At 55.2% G+C, this 17,892-nt stretch carries 15 protein-coding genes and 1 tRNA gene; 1 reads left to right on the top strand and 15 read right to left on the bottom strand.

Features of this window, described 5'->3' with window-relative positions:
- Nucleotides 1-51 precede the first annotated feature (51 nt).
- The 8 genes from rimP to rlmE form a co-directional block, all read right to left on the bottom strand.
- Nucleotides 52-513, bottom strand: a complete 462-nt coding sequence (gene rimP, locus FWJ25_RS01295; RefSeq protein ID WP_149598436.1) for a ribosome maturation factor RimP — start codon at nt 511-513, stop codon at nt 52-54.
- A gap of 319 nt (nt 514-832) precedes the next feature.
- Nucleotides 833-917, bottom strand: a tRNA-Leu gene (locus FWJ25_RS01290).
- 7 nt (nt 918-924) lie between these two features.
- A complete protein-coding gene (secG, locus tag FWJ25_RS01285; RefSeq protein ID WP_149598435.1) occupies nt 925-1,305 on the bottom strand; it encodes a preprotein translocase subunit SecG in 381 nt (126 codons plus the stop codon).
- Nucleotides 1,306-1,328: 23 nt separating this feature from the next.
- Complete coding sequence (gene tpiA, locus FWJ25_RS01280) at nt 1,329-2,087, bottom strand: triose-phosphate isomerase (protein ID WP_149598434.1); 759 nt, start codon at nt 2,085-2,087, stop codon at nt 1,329-1,331.
- A gap of 75 nt (nt 2,088-2,162) precedes the next feature.
- Nucleotides 2,163-3,506, bottom strand: a complete 1,344-nt coding sequence (glmM, locus tag FWJ25_RS01275) for a phosphoglucosamine mutase (protein ID WP_149598433.1) — start codon at nt 3,504-3,506, stop codon at nt 2,163-2,165.
- Nucleotides 3,506-4,336: a dihydropteroate synthase gene (gene folP / locus FWJ25_RS01270; RefSeq protein WP_149598432.1), complete on the bottom strand. Its 831-nt coding sequence runs from the start codon at nt 4,334-4,336 to the stop codon at nt 3,506-3,508. Before folP ends, glmM begins: the two co-directional genes overlap by 1 nt.
- Before the next feature lie 82 nt (nt 4,337-4,418).
- On the bottom strand, nt 4,419-6,362 hold the full coding sequence (gene ftsH, locus FWJ25_RS01265) for an ATP-dependent zinc metalloprotease FtsH (protein WP_223163208.1): 1,944 nt from the start codon (nt 6,360-6,362) through the stop codon (nt 4,419-4,421).
- A 126-nt stretch (nt 6,363-6,488) separates the two neighbouring features.
- Nucleotides 6,489-7,109, bottom strand: coding sequence for a 23S rRNA (uridine(2552)-2'-O)-methyltransferase RlmE (rlmE, locus tag FWJ25_RS01260; protein ID WP_149598431.1), 621 nt, complete (start codon nt 7,107-7,109; stop codon nt 6,489-6,491).
- A gap of 165 nt (nt 7,110-7,274) precedes the next feature.
- On the opposite strand from rlmE, the gene FWJ25_RS01255 reads away from it, so the two are divergent.
- Nucleotides 7,275-7,586, top strand: coding sequence for a YhbY family RNA-binding protein (locus tag FWJ25_RS01255; protein WP_149598430.1), 312 nt, complete (start codon nt 7,275-7,277; stop codon nt 7,584-7,586).
- Nucleotides 7,587-7,694: 108 nt separating this feature from the next.
- On the opposite strand, the gene greA is transcribed toward FWJ25_RS01255, so the two are convergent.
- The 7 genes from greA to grpE all read right to left on the bottom strand — a co-directional run bounded on the left by greA (nt 7,695) and on the right by grpE (nt 17,645).
- Complete coding sequence (gene greA, locus FWJ25_RS01250) at nt 7,695-8,174, bottom strand: transcription elongation factor GreA (RefSeq protein WP_149598429.1); 480 nt, start codon at nt 8,172-8,174, stop codon at nt 7,695-7,697.
- 4 nt (nt 8,175-8,178) lie between these two features.
- Nucleotides 8,179-11,397, bottom strand: a complete 3,219-nt coding sequence (gene carB / locus FWJ25_RS01245) for a carbamoyl-phosphate synthase large subunit (RefSeq protein WP_149598428.1) — start codon at nt 11,395-11,397, stop codon at nt 8,179-8,181.
- 81 nt (nt 11,398-11,478) lie between these two features.
- Nucleotides 11,479-12,609, bottom strand: a complete 1,131-nt coding sequence (carA, locus tag FWJ25_RS01240; RefSeq protein ID WP_188093541.1) for a glutamine-hydrolyzing carbamoyl-phosphate synthase small subunit — start codon at nt 12,607-12,609, stop codon at nt 11,479-11,481.
- 386 nt (nt 12,610-12,995) lie between these two features.
- Nucleotides 12,996-13,799: a 4-hydroxy-tetrahydrodipicolinate reductase gene (dapB, locus tag FWJ25_RS01235; protein WP_149598426.1), complete on the bottom strand. Its 804-nt coding sequence runs from the start codon at nt 13,797-13,799 to the stop codon at nt 12,996-12,998.
- 23 nt (nt 13,800-13,822) lie between these two features.
- Entirely contained in the window at nt 13,823-14,950 is a 1,128-nt protein-coding gene (gene dnaJ, locus FWJ25_RS01230; RefSeq protein WP_149598425.1) for a molecular chaperone DnaJ, read from the bottom strand.
- A 79-nt stretch (nt 14,951-15,029) separates the two neighbouring features.
- Nucleotides 15,030-16,949 carry a molecular chaperone DnaK gene (gene dnaK, locus FWJ25_RS01225; protein ID WP_149598424.1) on the bottom strand — a complete coding sequence of 640 codons (1,920 nt, stop codon included), beginning with the start codon at nt 16,947-16,949 and terminating at the stop codon, nt 15,030-15,032.
- Nucleotides 16,950-17,039: 90 nt separating this feature from the next.
- Nucleotides 17,040-17,645, bottom strand: coding sequence for a nucleotide exchange factor GrpE (grpE, locus tag FWJ25_RS01220; protein WP_149598423.1), 606 nt, complete (start codon nt 17,643-17,645; stop codon nt 17,040-17,042).
- Nucleotides 17,646-17,892: the final 247 nt, after the last annotated feature.

Genomic DNA, 17,892 nt, shown 5'->3' with positions numbered 1-17,892 from the left:
GCCCTGCCCTTAAAAATAAACGGTACGTCCACTGATTTGTTCAATACGGCTTTACTCAAACACCGGTACGATGCGAGCTTTTTCAATACTGTCGAAAGGCAAGAGGTATTCGTGATCGTCCACAACAACCACTACTTCATCACCTTCTACGCCTTTGATAAGACCCGAATACTTCCGACGACCTTCAAACGCCATTCGCAAACGGATTTCGACCTTGTGCCCCACGTACGCCTGGTATTGCTCCGGACGGAATAGCGGACGATCCATCCCCGGAGATGAAACCTCAAGGGTATATTCTGTCTGGATTGGATCTTCCACATCCATCACGCCGCTTATCTGACGGCTGACCTTCTCGCAGTCTTCAATAGAAATGCCCTTTTCAGCATCGTCAATAAAGACACGCAGCATGGAATTACGAGAATGAGAGCGGAACTCCAGCCCCCAAAACTCGTACCCCAGGCCTTCAACCACCGGCCGAAGGAGATCTTCCAGTTGTGTTAGCTTGGCTGACAAGTTATGCCATCTCCGTATTCAGATTTACCGACCACAAAAACAAAAAAAGGGCTGTAGACCAGCCCTTTTTATGCACCAGGGCCTTCTATGCCAGGCCCCTTAATCAAAAAGCCCCTTGAAATGGGGCTCTTTGTTGCAAGAACTCGCAGGAAGCAAAACGATGAACCGCATTCCTGCTGACAGACACCTGGCCTGCCAGAGCCCCGGGGACAAACACCCACCGGCTCCAATCTCCGCCGGAGTATAGAGACGCCGACAGAACTGGTCAAGGACTGACCAAAAAAAACGGCCTGGAAATTCCAAGCCGTTTCTTCTTATATGGTGCCCGGGGCCGGACTCGAACCGGCACGGCTTTCGCCACTACCCCCTCAAGATAGCGTGTCTACCAGTTTCACCACCCGGGCATCATTCTTACTCGAGTTCAGGGAGACCAGACTCCCCGCCCTCGGCTTCAGCTGGCTGAGCCGCCTGGTCTGCAGCAGACTCGGCCGGGGCAGACACTTCACTGGACTCCTGGACTACAGGAATCCCAGCTTCACCTGCCACTTCGGCGCGCTGCTTGGCAAACACCGCCAGCGAAAAACTTGTTACAAAAAATACGATCGCAAGAATAGTCGTAAAACGGGTCATAAAGCTGCCGCTACCCTGACTACCAAAAACCGTCTGGGATGCTCCGCCACCAAACGCAGCACCAGCATCAGCGCCCTTGCCCTGCTGAATCAGGACCAGACCCACCAGTGCCACCGCGATAACCACGTGCACTACGACTACCAGTGTTTCCATCCAATCCATATCGACTCTCGCGAACCTTAACTTTAGCGACTTGCCGGAACTGCCCGACAAATGCTTACAAAATCTTCTGCCACCAGCGACGCTCCGCCGATCAAACCACCGTCAATATCCGGCTCGGCAAAAAGAGCGGCTGCATTATCCGCTTTTACACTGCCGCCGTAAAGTACTGAAACGTCTTCAGACGGCGCCCCTATCCCGGCAAGCACCTTTCGTATTGATGCATGCATGGACTGGGCATCTTCGGCAGTCGCGGTTTTACCAGTACCAATGGCCCAGACAGGCTCATAAGCAACAACAACACGCCCCCACTGATCACCGGCAACCCTCGCAAGGCCATCCTCGACCTGCCGGGCAACTACGGCCTCAGCATTACCGGCCTCGCGCTCATCCAGCGTCTCACCAACACAGACAATCGCATTCAAATCATCTGCCAGCAGGCGCGCCACTTTCTCCGCAACATCCGCGTCGCTTTCACCAAACAACTGGCGGCGCTCGGAGTGGCCAACAAGGGCATACTTGCACCCGAAATCCGCGACCATACCGGAAGAAATCTCTCCGGTATAAGCACCAGACTGCAAGCGACTTACATTCTGGACACCCACGGCCAAAGCACCAGCGGCTTGCACCACCACATCGCCGACATAAATTGCGGGAGGAATAATAACAACCTCCACACCATTATCAAGCGATTCAACCTCAGCCCGGATATAGCCAACCAGCTTTTCTACCAGGTCTTTCGACCCGTTCATCTTCCAGTTTCCGGCTACAATCTTACGGCGCATAACAGTTCCCGAATGTAAGGGAGGGCGAACTATACAGGACTACCCTCCGTCAGACAACCGCCCCAAAACATAAAATCAGGAAAGCGAATTTTCCACCACAGCGGCAAGTTCTTTCGCGATCCGCGAGATATCCCCGGCATTCCGACCTTCCGTCATTACCCGGATCAACGGCTCAGTGCCCGACGCCCTCAACAGCACGCGGCCTGCTTCCCCCAACTCTGCTTCCGCTTTGCGGACGGCGGCCACAATATCGTCCCGGCCCAGTGGATCAAAGCGCTCGGCGACCCTCACATTGATCATTGTCTGGGGCAGCTTGCTCATACCCGCACGCAGCTCTGCCAAAGTTCGACCAGACTTACAAACAGCCAGCAAAACCTGAAGAGCCGAAACAATGCCATCCCCCGTAGTCGTGCAGTCTCTGATCACCATATGACCAGACCCCTCGCCACCAAGTACCCAATTGTGAGCCAGCAGGCGCTCCATAACATAGCGGTCCCCGACCTTTGCTCGCTCAAACTCAATACCCAACCCCTTCAGGGCCAACTCCACACCGAGGTTCGTCATCAGAGTCCCGACGACACCACCTTTAAGCCGCCCCTCCTCAAAGCGCTGGGAAGCAATCACGTAGAGCAACTCATCCCCATCGACTTCCGTGCCATCGCGATCGACCATCAGAACCCGGTCACCATCACCGTCAAAAGCGATCCCCAGGTCAGCCCCCTTGGCCACCACGGCTTGCCGAAGCGCATCGAGATGGGTAGACCCAACATTCAGGTTGATGTTCAACCCGTCAGGCTCGTTACCAATAACCGTCACCCTGGCGCCCAACTCCCGGAACACTTTCGGCGCCACGTGATAGGTTGCGCCATGAGCACAATCCAACACGATATTCATGCCCTCCATGGAGAACTCGTTGGGCACAGTACTTTTACAGAATTCCACATAACGCCCCGGCGCATCGTCAATTCGCGACGCCTTGCCGAGTTCAGACGAGTCGCAGACCTGAATTGGCTGCTCCAGCCAATACTCAATCTCCGCCTCCAGTTCATCGTCGAGTTTGGTACCGTTGGCCGAGAAAAATTTTATGCCATTGTCGTGATGTGGGTTGTGGGAGGCACTGATCACGATACCGGCAGACGCACGAAACGTTCGGGTCAGGTAGGCTATGGCTGGCGTTGGCATAGGCCCGAGCAGCTTCACATCCACCCCCGCCGCTGAAAGCCCCGCCTCGAGAGCAGACTCAAACATATAGCCTGACAGGCGGGTATCCTTACCGATCAGCACACTGTTTCGCTGCCCCTCTCGCTTGAATGCCTGTCCGGCAGCCCATCCGAGGTGGAGCATAAACTCCGGCGTAATAGGAAACTCACCAACGCGGCCACGAATACCATCCGTGCCAAAGTACTTTCTATCGGCCATCAACCTGCCTCCTTCATCGCCGTCACTACCTTGACAGCATCCACTGTTTCGCGGACATCATGCACCCGAATGATGCTCGTCCCTTTCATTGCCGATATTGTCGCGACCGCAAGGCTGGCAGGCAACCGTTCCTCAACATCCCGGCCGGTTATCGCACCCAGCATGGACTTCCTGGAAACACCCACGAGCAGTGGATGGCCGAGGATATGGAACTGCTCCAATGCTGCCAGTAACTGCAGATTATGGTCGACCGTTTTACCAAAGCCAAAACCGGGATCCAACACGATGTTTTCGGGCTTGACGCCCGCCAACTCCGCCACACGCATCCTCTCGGTGAGAAAACCACTGACTTCCCGACGAACATTCCGATACTCGGGGCGATCCTGCATGGTGTCGGGTTCACCCTGGATATGCATTATGCAAACCGGAATACCTGCTGCGGCTGCCGCCTCTGGCGCACCAGTTCTCTGAAGCGCGCGCACGTCATTAATCAGCCCCGCACCAAGACGAGCTGTTTCAGCCATCACTTCAGGTGCACTGGTATCCACTGACACCACCACATCCAGTTCTCGAGTGATAGCCTCCACCACCGGACACACCCGATCAAGCTCTTCCTGCGCAGATACAGTTGCCGCACCGGGCCGCGTCGACTCACCACCCACATCAATAAAAACCGCACCTTCGGAAACCATTTCTGCCGCTCGCTTCAGCGCGAGGTCAGGGCGATTAAAACGCCCACCATCGGAAAAGGAATCCGGTGTGACATTCAGGATCCCCATAACATGACAGCGGGACATATCAAGGACCCGCCCGGCAAAATTCATTTCCATAGCAAACCTTCCAGCAACAAAAACAAACGCCGCCCGGTACACGGGCGGCGTCATATTCAAACAGCCTTAATAGCGGGAGCGCTTAGTGCTCCCCGGCAGGACGACCAACGCCCGGCTGACGCCCATCGTCCGAACTCTTGGGCTCTGGTGCGGCTTCAGCATCATCGGCCTTCACGCCACCAGAAGGACCACTGTCACCCCAACCTTTCGGCGGACGAGGCACCCGGCCCTCCATAATGTCATCAATCTGGAAGCGGTCGATGGTTTCATACTTCATCAACGCATCCGCCATCAGATCCAGCTTGTCGCGGTTATCGATCAGAATCTGCCTGGCCTTTTCATAGCAGGTATCGATGATATTCCGCACTTCCTCGTCAATGCGCTGAGCTGTCTCAGGCGAATAAACCGTCTGGGCCTGCCCTGCAGAACGTCCAAGGAATGGCTCGTCGCTATCCGTATCATACTGCAGCGGCCCCAGCTTTTCGGACAGCCCCCAGCGAGTCACCATATTCCGGGCCAGGCTGGTTGCCCGCTCGATATCATTGGAGGCTCCCGTCGTCACACCTTCGAAACCAAGCGTAAGCTCTTCAGCAATACGCCCTCCAAACAGGCTACAGATGGAGCTGTCGAGGTAGCGCTTGCTGTGGCTGTATTTGTCCTCTTCCGGCAGGAACATGGTGACACCCAGTGCCCGCCCGCGAGGAATAATACTGACCTTATAGACCGGATCGTGTTCCGGGACCAGACGCCCGACGATAGCATGACCGGATTCATGATAAGCAGTATTCAGCTTTTCTTTCTCACTCATCACCATGGACTTACGCTCAGCGCCCATCATGATCTTGTCCTTGGCGAGCTCAAACTCTTCCATGGAGACCAGCCGCTGGTTGCGACGAGCAGCAAACAATGCGGCCTCGTTCACCAGGTTAGCGAGATCAGCACCGGAGAAACCTGGGGTACCACGCGCGATCAGAGCTGGTTCGACACCATCCGCCAGCGGTACCTTTTTCATGTGAACCTTGAGGATCTGCTCTCGGCCAATAATGTCCGGAAGACCGACCACAACCTGGCGGTCAAACCGTCCTGGACGCAACAGGGCCGGGTCAAGAACATCCGGTCGGTTAGTTGCGGCAATGACGATAACCCCCTCGTTACCTTCGAAGCCGTCCATTTCTACCAACAGCTGGTTCAGTGTCTGCTCACGCTCGTCGTGACCGCCACCCATACCAGCTCCACGATGACGACCGACCGCATCGATCTCATCAATAAAGATAATGCAGGGGCTCTGCTTTTTGGCCTGCTCGAACATGTCGCGAACGCGGGACGCACCCACACCCACAAACATTTCGACAAAGTCAGAACCGGAAATAGAGAAGAATGGCACCTTCGCTTCACCGGCAATAGCTTTTGCCAGCAGGGTCTTACCAGTACCTGGCTGCCCCACCATCAGCACACCCTTGGGAATGCTTCCGCCCAGCCGCTGGAATTTGCTCGGATCACGCAGAAAATCCACCAGCTCTTTGACATCTTCCTTCGCTTCATCGACACCGGCGACATCGGCAAAGGTTGTCTTGATCTGGTCTTCACTCATCAGACGGGCTTTGCTTTTACCGAACGACATGGGGCCTTTGCCGCCACCGCCGCCCTGCATCTGGCGCATAAAGAAGACGAACAGTGCGATAATGATCAGAATCGGGAAGGCGGCAACCAATAGCTGGGTCCACAGACTCTGACGCTCCGGTTCCTTACCGATTACTTCCACTTTATTAGCCAGCAGATCATCCATCAGCTTGTTATCCGCCACCTGGGGACGGATCGTCTGGAACTGGGATCCATCACCACGGGTGCCCTGAATTTCGAGACCGTCGATGGTTACCCGGCTGACCTGGCCCTGCTGGACCATCTCAACGAATTGGGAATAATTGACTTGTTGCCCGCTGGTGGTGGGAGAGAAATTCTGAAACACCATCAGAAGCACGGCGGCTATGATTAGCCAGAGAACCAGATTTTTTGCCATATCGTTCAAGGATCATCACCTGTGAATTGAAGGACCGCAACCTGAGGTTAAGCCCCTTTCTGACACCTTACACTAATTGTACGCCTGTCCACCAGAAACGGCCCATCCGTATCGGCCACAGGACAGCTGATCAAATCAGCCCTTAAAACCCTTACAAACCTGATAGATTTCCCGGGAACGCGCCCTGGATGAATCCGGTTTGCGACTCACAACTGTATTGAAGCTTCCGCGCATGTCAGCCAGCAGCGCATCAAAGCCTTCACCCTGAAACACCTTGGCAACAAACACGCCGCCCGGGCGCAACACCCTTTGAGCCATATCCAGCGCCAACTCAACCAGACCCATGGCTTTCGGAATATCTACAGATGCCATACCACTCATATTGGGTGCCATATCTGAAATTACAACGTCTGCCCGCCGATCTCCGAGCAACGCCAGCAATTCCTCAAACACCTCATCCTCGGTGAAGTCACCCTGAACGAAATCCACACCCGCAATCGGATTCATCGGCAGGATATCACTGGCAATGACAACACCAGAATCTCCAACCCGCTCCGCAGCAATCTGAGACCACCCTCCTGGAGCCGCCCCAAGATCAACAACCAGCTGCCCCGGACGGAACAGTTTGTCTTTCTGATCCAACTCGATCAGCTTGTAACTCGCCCGGGAGCGATAGCCATCTTCCTGGGACTTTTTGACCCAGACGTCATCAAAATGTTCCTTAAGCCAGCGATCACTGGACTTCGAGCGGGCCAAATCAAACCTCCAAAATTTATTGAACAGAACTGCACTGACCACACCGATAGGTGTTAACGGCGATTATTACCGGCCGCCGATCTGTTACACTTCGCCAATTATACGACTATGCCAGCGAAACCTCCGCTGACCTTTTGTTAATTGCACCTATTAAGAGATTACATCATGAGCGTTTCACCGGAACAGCGCCGGGAATACCGGGGCATCGCCCACAACCTGAAACCCGTCATCATTGTCGGAGACAAAGGGCTGACTGAAGGCCTCCAGGACGAACTCGAACGCGCGCTGAACGATCATGAACTTATCAAGGTCAAGATTGCCAGCACTGACCGGGAAGTTCGCCAGGAAGCCATCGCCGCCCTTTGCGACAGCTCTGGTGCTGAACTTATTCAGACCATCGGTAAAATTGCGGTCATTCTACGCAGGGCAAAGAACCCGAACCCGAAGCTGTCCAATCTGCTTCGCCACAAGAACTGAGCGATAGCTGTTCCACTCGATCACTGGCGACAGCTCGAATAAAGACAGCTCAAACAAAAAAGCCGGCTGCGAAACCCCAGCCGGCTTTTTCGTTCAGGCGCATCGAGATCAGATGTACTCGACTTCCCCTATTTCGTACTCAACGGTGCCCGACGGCACACGAATAGCAACCACATCACCTTCACTCTTGCCAACCAGTGCACGGGCAATTGGCGACGAGACTGAAATTTTACCAGCCTTGATATCCGCCTCGTCTTCACCAACGATCTGATATTTCACTTCTTCGTCGGTTTCAACATTGATCAACTGCACTGTAGTGCCAAAGATGACCTTACCGGTATTTTCCATGGTCGTGACATCAATTACCTGAGCGACCGAAAGCTTTCCTTCAATCTCCTGAATACGGCCTTCGATGAAGCCCTGCTGTTCACGAGCTGCATGATACTCGGCATTTTCCTTGAGATCTCCGTGCTCACGGGCCTCGGCAATCGCTGCAATCACCTGAGGACGATCTTCAGATTTGAGTTTCTGAAGTTCGGCGCGCAGACGGGCTTCGCCCGTCTTGGTCATCGGTACTCTTTCAGACATGATCTTACTTTCCTGCGTGAAGATCCTGGAGACGACGTACTGTGCGTTCCGGGCCGAATTTGATTGCCCGGCAGAACGCTTCGCCACCTGCCAGAGTCGTTGTGTATGTTACCTTGGTCTGCAGCGCGGACTGGCGAATCTGGGCCGAATCCGAAATCGCCTTGCGACCTTCAGTGGTGTTGATGATCAGCTGAACTTTTCCGTTCTTGATAGCGTCAACGATATGCGGACGACCTTCGCGGACCTTGTTCACCCGTTCCACTTCGATGCCAGCCTCAACCAGCGCCTTGGCAGTACCGGTAGTCGCAATGATCTTGAAACCTGCATCAACCAGGTCACGGGCGACACTGGCCGCGCCCGGCTTGTCCACATCACGGACAGACATAAAGGCCGTACCCTGCGCAGGCAGACGTTCGCCAGATGCCAGAGCAGCCTTGGCGAAAGCTTCATCAAAGCTGTCACCCAGCCCCATGACCTCGCCGGTGGACTTCATTTCAGGCCCGAGAATCGGGTCAACCGCCGGGAATTTATTGAACGGGAACACCGACTCTTTAACCGCATAGTATTCCGGCACAATTTCCTGAGTAAAACCAAGTTCCTTCAGCGTTTTGCCAGACATGACACGAGCAGCCACAGCCGCCAGAGATTCGCCAATCGCTTTGGACACGAAGGGAACGGTACGGGAAGCGCGTGGATTGACTTCAATCACGTAGATTTCATCGTCCTGCCAGGCTAGCTGGACGTTCATCAGTCCGATAACATCCAGCTCGATAGCCATTTTCCGGACCGCTTCGCGCATCTCATCCTGAACAGCCTTTGGCAGGCTGTACGGTGGCAGAGAACACGCGGAATCACCGGAGTGAACACCCGCCTGCTCGATGTGCTGCATGATACCGCCGATAACCACGTCCTGGCCGTCGCAGATGGCGTCGATATCCACCTCAACGGCAGCATTCAGGAAGTGATCAAGCAATACCGGGCTGTCATTGGATACCAGAACCGCATTGCGCATGTAGCGCACCAGCTCGGTCTCGTCATAGACGATTTCCATGGCACGACCACCCAGAACGTAGGACGGACGAACCACCAGCGGATAGCCGATTTCACGAGCCGCGAGGACACCTTCCTCGTGGCTGCGTACGGTCGCGTTTTCAGGCTGCTTGAGACCAAGACGCTGAATCATCTGCTGGAAACGCTCACGGTCTTCCGCACGGTCGATAGCATCCGGGCTGGTACCAATGATCGGTACTCCAGCAGCTTCCAGGCCCCGAGCCAGCTTCAGAGGTGTCTGGCCACCGTAGTGCACGATGACACCTTTAGGCTTCTCGAGCTGAATGATCTCCAGAACATCTTCCAGAGTGATCGGCTCGAAGTACAACCGGTCGGAAGTGTCGTAGTCCGTGGACACGGTTTCCGGGTTGCAGTTGATCATGATGGTTTCATAGCCATCTTCGCGCATGGCCAGTGCTGCGTGGACACAGCAATAATCGAATTCGATGCCCTGACCGATACGGTTGGGACCGCCTCCGATGACAACGATTTTTTCACGATCACTGACATCCGCCTCGCACTCTTCCTCATAGGTTGAGTACATGTAGGCTGTATCGGACGCAAATTCCGCCGCACAGGTATCTACCCGTTTGTAGACAGGACGGATTTCCAGATCATGACGAAGCTTGCGCAGACTACCTTCAGAGATACCCAGCAACTTGGCCAGACGGGCATCTGAAAAGCCCTTACGCTTGAGGCGGAACAAGGTGGCACGATCAATATCCGCCTTGCCGGCGCTCTTGAGGGCCTGCTCTTCACGAATAAGGTCTTCAATCTGTACCAGGTACCACGGATCGATTTTGGTGTGCTGGAACACATCCTCAACGGTCAGGCCGGAACGGAATGCATCACCAAGGTACCAGATGCGCTCTGCACCCGGGACGTTCATTTCCTGGACCAGGGTTTCCTGGGAATTCTCGGACTCCAGCTCTTCCAGCTTCTCATCGAAGCCTTCAGACCCTACCTCCAGCCCACGCAGCGCTTTCTGCAGGGACTCCTGGAAAGTACGGCCGATCGCCATAACCTCGCCCACGGATTTCATCTGGGTGGTCAGGCGGGCATCAGCCTGCGGGAACTTTTCAAAGGTGAACCGGGGAATCTTGGTAACAACGTAATCGATACTCGGCTCAAAAGAAGCCGGCGTTACGCCACCGGTAATGTCGTTGCTCAACTCGTCCAGGGTGTAACCGACAGCCAGTTTTGCGGCAACTTTTGCGATCGGGAAACCAGTCGCTTTGGAGGCCAGGGCTGAGGAACGGGAAACCCGCGGGTTCATTTCGATGACCACCATACGACCGGTGTCCGGGTTGATACCGAACTGGACATTGGAGCCACCGGTTTCAACACCAATCTCACGCAGGACCGCCAGGGAGGCGTTCCGCATAATCTGGTATTCCTTGTCGGTGAGGGTCTGGGCCGGAGCGACGGTAATGGAGTCACCGGTGTGCACCCCCATGGGATCGAAGTTCTCGATCGAACAGACGATGATGCAGTTGTCCGCTTTATCGCGAACCACTTCCATCTCGTACTCTTTCCAGCCGATCAGCGACTCGTCGATGAGCAGCTCATTGGTCGGGGAGAGGTCCAGACCGCGCTGACAGATTTCCTCGAACTCGTCTTTGTTGTAGGCAATACCGCCGCCGGAGCCACCCATGGTAAAGGACGGGCGGATAATGCACGGGAAGCCGATGTCTTCGGAAATAGTCCAGGCTTCTTCCATGGAGTGGGCGATGGATGCGCGCGGGCATTCAAGGCCAATTTTCTTCATGGCCTTATCAAAGCGATTCCGGTCTTCCGCCTTGTCGATGGTATCGGCGTTGGCACCGATCATCTCGACGCCGTGCTTTTCAAGAACACCGTGCTTTTCCAGATCCAGTGCGCAGTTCAGCGCGGTCTGACCACCCATGGTGGGCAACAGAGCGTCTGGCTGTTCTTTCTCGATGATTTTTTCGACGGTTTTCCAGGTGATCGGCTCGATGTAGGTGGCATCGGCCATCGCCGGATCGGTCATGATGGTAGCCGGGTTGGAATTAACCAGAATCACCCGATACCCTTCCTCGCGCAGCGCCTTGCAGGCCTGTGCTCCGGAGTAGTCGAATTCGCACGCCTGCCCGATCACGATGGGGCCGGCGCCCAGGATCAGGATGCTTTGAATGTCTGTACGTTTTGGCATGTCTTGATAAACCTGTCAGCAACTTTTGAATTCTTGCAGCGCAAAGCTCAGCGCCCGTGAGTTATCCATGGCAATCTGCGCTCAGGCAGATCGCTCATTCATCAGGCGGATGAACTCGTCAAACAGGGGCGCTACGTCATGAGGACCCGGGCTTGCTTCCGGATGCCCCTGGAAGCTGTAGGCCGGCTTGTCGGTCCGACGAATACCCTGCAGCGTGCCATCGAACAGGGATTTATGGGTAGCTTCGATGTTGTCAGGCAGCGTCGCCTCATCCACCGCAAAGCCATGGTTCTGGCTGGTGATCATAACGGTGCCGTCGGCCAGATCCTGTACCGGGTGGTTGGCACCATGATGACCGTGACCCATCTTCATGGTTCCCGCACCACTGGCCAGCGCCAGCAACTGGTGCCCCAGGCAGATACCGAATACCGGGATGTTGGTTTCCAGCACTTCGCGAATCGCAGTAATTGCGTAATCACAGGGCTCAGGGTCACCCGGGCCGTTTGACAGGAAGACACCGTCCGGATTCATCGCGAGCACTTCAGAGGCCGGAGTCTGGGCAGGTACAACCGTAATGTCGCAACCGCGAGCCGCCAGCATCCGCAGGATGTTGTACTTCACGCCGTAATCCCAGGCCACAACCTTGAAGCTGCTTTCATTGCGCTCACCATAGCCACCTTCCAGACTCCACTCAGACTGGCTCCACTGGTAGGCAGTGTCGCAGGTAACTTCTTTTGCCAGATCCATACCTTTGAGGCCGGGGAAGGCATTAGCCAATTCGAGAGCACGCTCTGCTGTGGCGCCTTCGCCTGCGACGATGGCACCGTTCTGGGAGCCCTTGTCGCGCAGGATGCGGGTAAGCCGACGGGTATCAATATCCGCGATGCCAACAATGTTGTTGCTTCGCAGGTAGTCTTCCAGGGTTTGTTCATTGCGCCAGCTGCTGGCCAGCAGTGGCAGATCCCGGATAATCAGGCCAGCGGCCTGGACGCGATCGGATTCCACATCCTCTTTGTTAACACCGGTGTTGCCGATGTGAGGATAGGTCAGGGTTACGATCTGGCGAGAGTAGGACGGGTCGGTCAGGATTTCCTGGTAACCGGTCATGGCGGTGTTGAAGACCACCTCACCACTGGTTTCTCCGTCAGCGCCAATGGCGGTGCCGTAGAACAGGCTTCCGTCTGCGAGTGCAAGGATTGCAGGTGTGCTCAAGGCTTGTATCCTCATCGAGTGGCGTATCGGTTCGTCACGAACAGGAACGCAAGCGCAAATTCAGGTCGCAAAAAAGCGAGAGGGAGTCAAAACTCCGTCCCGCTTTTTCGTTGTCCGGGAACGGTTTGCGTTCCCTGGGCGTTATCAAAGCTACGCTTGGTGCAGTTAAACCGCCTCATTGTAGGAAATATGGCAGTTTTTGTCCACGCCTAATGGGCCTGTAGGGACTATCCGCAACCCCCCGCAACACCGGCTGGAGCCCGAAATCCGCTTCCGGGAACCGCTACCAGCACATCCATGTGCGCTTGGCTCCGGCCATCCATGGCCTCCGACATTCCCGGAAGCGGATTTCAGACTCCAGCCTCCAGGCATGCCACTCTGAACCCTCAGTCTTTGAGGCTCAAAACATCCTGCATATCGTACAAACCAGCCGGCTTGTCACTCAGCCAGAGCGCTGCGCGCATAGCCCCTTTGGCAAAGGTCATTCTGCTGCTGGCTTTGTGGGTCACTTCAATGCGCTCACCTTCGGTGGCGAACAGCACAGTGTGGTCACCGACGACATCACCGGCGCGAATAGTTTCAAACCCTATTTCCTTCCTGGTACGCTCGCCAGTAAAACCTTCGCGACCATAGACTGCACATTCCTTCAGGTCCCGGCCGAGGGCATCAGCTACAACCTCACCCATGCGCAGAGCCGTTCCGGAAGGCGCGTCTTTCTTGTGGCGATGGTGCGCCTCGATGATTTCAACATCGTAGTCATCACCGAGTGTCGCCGCCGCGGTGCGCAGCAAGTTAAGGACAACATTAACGCCAACACTCATGTTCGGCGCGAAGACCACGGGAATGGCGTCAGCATTGAGCGCCAACTGCTCCTTTTCGGCTTCGGTCATGCCGGTGGTGCCGATAATGAGCTTCTTTCCGTTGGCATTACAAAACGTGGCGTTTTGCAGGGTCAGATCCGGGAAGGTGAAATCGATCAGTACGTCGAAGTCATCCTTCACGTCCTCCAGGCTGCCCGCCATTTTCACGCCAGTTTTTCCGATGCCCGTCATTTCGCCAGCATCGGCGCCGATCAGACTGCTATCCGGCTCGACAATTGCCGCTCCCAGCTCCAGACCCTCGGTGCCGTCGACCGCTTCGATCAAGACTTTACCCATACGGCCGGCGGCGCCAATGATTGCTACCCTCATGGTCGGATTCCTTTTAAAACCGATCAGAATTTCATTTCATCGAAGAAGCTTTTCACTCCTTCGAACCAGGATGTTTTCTTCGGTGCATGATGGGTGCCGTTGCTGCCACCCAGAGTCTGCTGAAATTCATCGAGCAGTTCTTTCTGGCGCTTGGTCAGGTTGACCGGCGTTTCAACGATAACCCGACACAGCAAATCTCCGGCCGCACCGCCACGAACCGGAGCAACCCCTTTGTTACGCAGCCGGAACAGTTTTCCTGTCTGAGTCTCGGCAGGGATCTTCAGCTTGACGCGGCCATCAAGGGTCGGCACTTCCAGCTCACCGCCCAGCGAGGCATCTACGATACTGATGGGCACTTCGCAGTACAGGTTGCGCCCGTCCCGGGTAAAGATTGAGTGCTCGCGAACCGCGATCTGTACATACAGGTCTCCAGGAGGCCCACCATCTACACCCATTTCGCCTTCGCCAGACAAACGGATGCGATCGCCGGTATCCACTCCAGGAGGCACTTTCACGGACAGCGTTTTCTCTTCTTTCACGCGGCCCTGACCATGACACACCTTACAAGGATTCTTGATAACCTGACCGGAACCCCGGCATGTCGGGCACGCCTGCTGCACAGTGAAGAAGCCCTGCTGCATACGAACCTGCCCCATACCCTTACAGGTACCGCAGGTTTCTGCACTGGAGCCTTTCTCAGCGCCACTACCATCACAGGACTCACACTCTTTGTGACCCGGAACCTTGATCTGTACGGTCTTGCCTTTAACGGCTTCTTCCAGATCCAGCTCCAGAGTGTAGCGAAGGTCAGCGCCCCGGGCATTGCGGCCACGACCGCCGCCACCGCCGAAGATGTCACCAAACACATCACCAAAAATATCGGAGAAGCTGGCGCCACCGCCTCCAAAGCCACCACCCGCCTGGCCGTCAACGCCAGCATGACCGAACTGGTCGTAAGCGGATCGCTTGGACTGGTCGGCAAGTATCTCGTAGGCTTCGCTGGCCTCTTTGAACTTGTTCTCAGCTTCAGTGTCATCCGGGTTACGGTCGGGGTGATACTTCATCGCGAGCTTTCGATACGCCCGCTTGATTTCCTTCTCGTCCGCGTCCCGGGATACTCCGAGAACTTCGTAATAATCGCGCTTGGCCATGCTTTAAAAACCCTGTTTTTATACACGGAAAACGCGGGGAGAGCCCCCGCGTTTTCCAACTACCTGATGTACTTCGTTATTAACGCTTGTCGTCGTCTTTAACTTCTTCAAACTCTGCGTCGACGGCATCATCAGCCGGCTGAGCCTCTTCCTGGCCACCCGCTTGCTGTGCCTGTTCACCCTGCTCGGCGTACATCTTCTGAGCCAGCTCGGAGGAGACTTCAGTCAGCTTCTGAGTCTTGGCTTCGATATCTTCTTTATCGGAACCTTCCAGAGCTTGCTCCAGATCCTTGATCGCAGCTTCAATAGACTCTTTCTCGCTGTCTGTGACCTTATCAGCCGCATCCGTCAGTGTCTTGCGTACAGCGTGAACCATGGCATCGCCCTGGTTACGGGCCTGCACCAGTTCCTCGAACTTGCGATCTTCCTCAGCGTTAGCCTCGGCGTCCTGCACCATCTTCTCGATTTCGTCATCGTTCAGACCAGAGGAGGCCTTGATCACGATGGACTGCTCTTTGCCGGTCGCCTTGTCCTTCGCAGAAACGTTCAGGATACCGTTGGCATCGATATCGAAGGTAACTTCGATCTGAGGCACACCGCGGGGCGCCGGCGGAATGTCAGCCAGGTCGAAACGACCCAGAGACTTGTTCTGAGCAGCCTGCTTACGCTCACCCTGAACCACATGGATGGTTACCGCAGTCTGGCTGTCATCAGCAGTAGAGAATGTCTGCGACTTCTTGGTCGGAATAGTCGTGTTCTTCTCGATCAGAGGAGTCGCCACGCCACCCATGGTCTCGATGCCGAGGGTCAGCGGAGTCACATCCAGCAGTAGAACGTCTTTTACGTCGCCAGAGAGAACCGCGGCCTGAATAGCTGCACCCATGGCAACCGCTTCATCCGGGTTAACATCCTTGCGCGCTTCTTTGCCAAAGAACGCTTTTACCTTTTCCTGAACCAGCGGCATACGAGTCTGACCACCCACCAGGATGACTTCGTCGATTTCGCTTGCACTCATACCCGCGTCCTGCAGAGCCACTTTACACGGCTCCAGGCTGCGCTGGACCAGATCTTCAACCAGAGATTCCAGCTTCGCACGAGTCAGCTTGACGTTCATGTGCTTCGGACCGGACGCGTCAGCCGTGATGTACGGCAGGTTCACGTCAGTCTGCTGGCTGCTGGACAGTTCGATTTTGGCCTTCTCGCCCGCTTCTTTCAGACGCTGCATCGCCAGGGAATCACCACGCAGGTCGATGCCACTGTCTTTCTTGAACTGGTCTGCGAGGTATTCGATAACCTTCAGGTCGAAGTCTTCACCGCCCAGGAACGTATCACCGTTGGTGGCCAGCACTTCGAACTGGTGCTCACCGTCCACATCAGCGATTTCGATGATGGACAGGTCGAAGGTACCGCCACCCAGGTCATAGACCGCAACCGTACGATCACCACTCTGCTTGTCCAGGCCGTAGGCCAGCGCAGCTGCTGTCGGCTCGTTGATGATCCGCTTGACTTCCAGACCGGCAATCCGGCCAGCATCTTTGGTTGCCTGACGCTGGCTATCGTTGAAGTAAGCCGGAACGGTAATAACCGCCTCGGTGACCTTCTCGCCCAGGTAGTCTTCTGCAGTCTTCTTCATTTTCTTCAGAACTTCTGCAGAGATCTGCGGCGGAGCCATCTTCTGGCCTTTCACCTCAACCCAGGCATCACCGTTGTCGGCCTTGGCGATGGTGTAAGGCACCATCTTGATGTCTTTCTGAACCACGTCATCTTCAAACCGACGACCAATCAGACGCTTGATGGCGTACAAAGTGTTGGACGGGTTAGTAACCGCCTGACGCTTTGCAGACTGGCCGACCAGGGTTTCACCGTCTTCGGTGTAAGCGATGATGGACGGGGTGGTACGGTCACCCTCTGCGTTTTCGATAACCTTAACCTTGTCGCCATCCATCAGGGCAACACAAGAGTTCGTGGTTCCCAGGTCAATACCGATAATTTTGCTCATTGAATCACTCCAAATCTTCTGAATGCTTTCCCGGAGAGTTTGCCCCGGCTCTCGCCATTTAATGGCTATATTGGCGCGTTAATCGGCTTTTCAAGCCTGCTCATCAATTTTTGGTGCATCTTCTGCCTTGGCCACAACGACCATCGCCGGGCGTACCACGCGACCGTTCAGCAGATAGCCTTTCTGCACCACAGCAACCACGCTGTTGGGCTCAGCCCCCGGAGCGGGAACCATAGACATCGCCTCATGGTGCTGAGGATCAAACGGTTCACCCACGGGGTTTAGTTGCTCAACATTGAATTTCTTCAAACTGGCCGTAAACAGATTCAGCGTCATTTCGACGCCTTCACGGATGGACGCAACCAGCTCACCGGTTTCTTCGCTGGCTTCGGTACTTTCGACCGCCTTTTCCAGGCTGTCAGCGACCGGCAGAAGCTCCTTCACAAACTTTTCGAGGGCGAACTTATGCGCCTTCTCAACATCCATTTCGGCACGGCGACGAACGTTCTGCATTTCAGCCTGTGAACGAAGCACCTGATCCTGGGCTTCCTTTACCTGGGCCTGCATCGCTTCCAGTTCAGAACCTGTGCCCTGAGCTGTTGCACCCTCTTCGGATTGCGCTTCCTCGGCAGCTGCCTCGACGGCGTCCTTCAGCTCTTCTTCAAACTGCTCGTTGCGGTTTTCGTCAGTGCTCATGACTACTCCTGCTGGATATATCCGACGGCCGACAACCTGACGACCGGTTAAACGTAGCTTCCGACCGAAGCAAGCCGGAAAAATGTATTTGCGAACGGATATGGGGCCCGCACGTCAGGTTTCAACCTCTGGCCACCGCAAACCTGAAGAATTTCACATCTGGTGATTTGCAAACTCAAAAAACCCTGTATATATTCACAGTCACTGTATGAACGAACAGTATTTAAAAGACGCGGAGGTTCATCTG

The sequence above is a fragment of the Marinobacter salinexigens genome (assembly GCF_008370345.1).
GTDB lineage: Bacteria > Pseudomonadota > Gammaproteobacteria > Pseudomonadales > Oleiphilaceae > Marinobacter > Marinobacter salinexigens.
The sequence above is the reverse complement of the archived record's forward strand: the minus strand, read 5'-3'. Positions and strand labels throughout refer to the sequence as shown.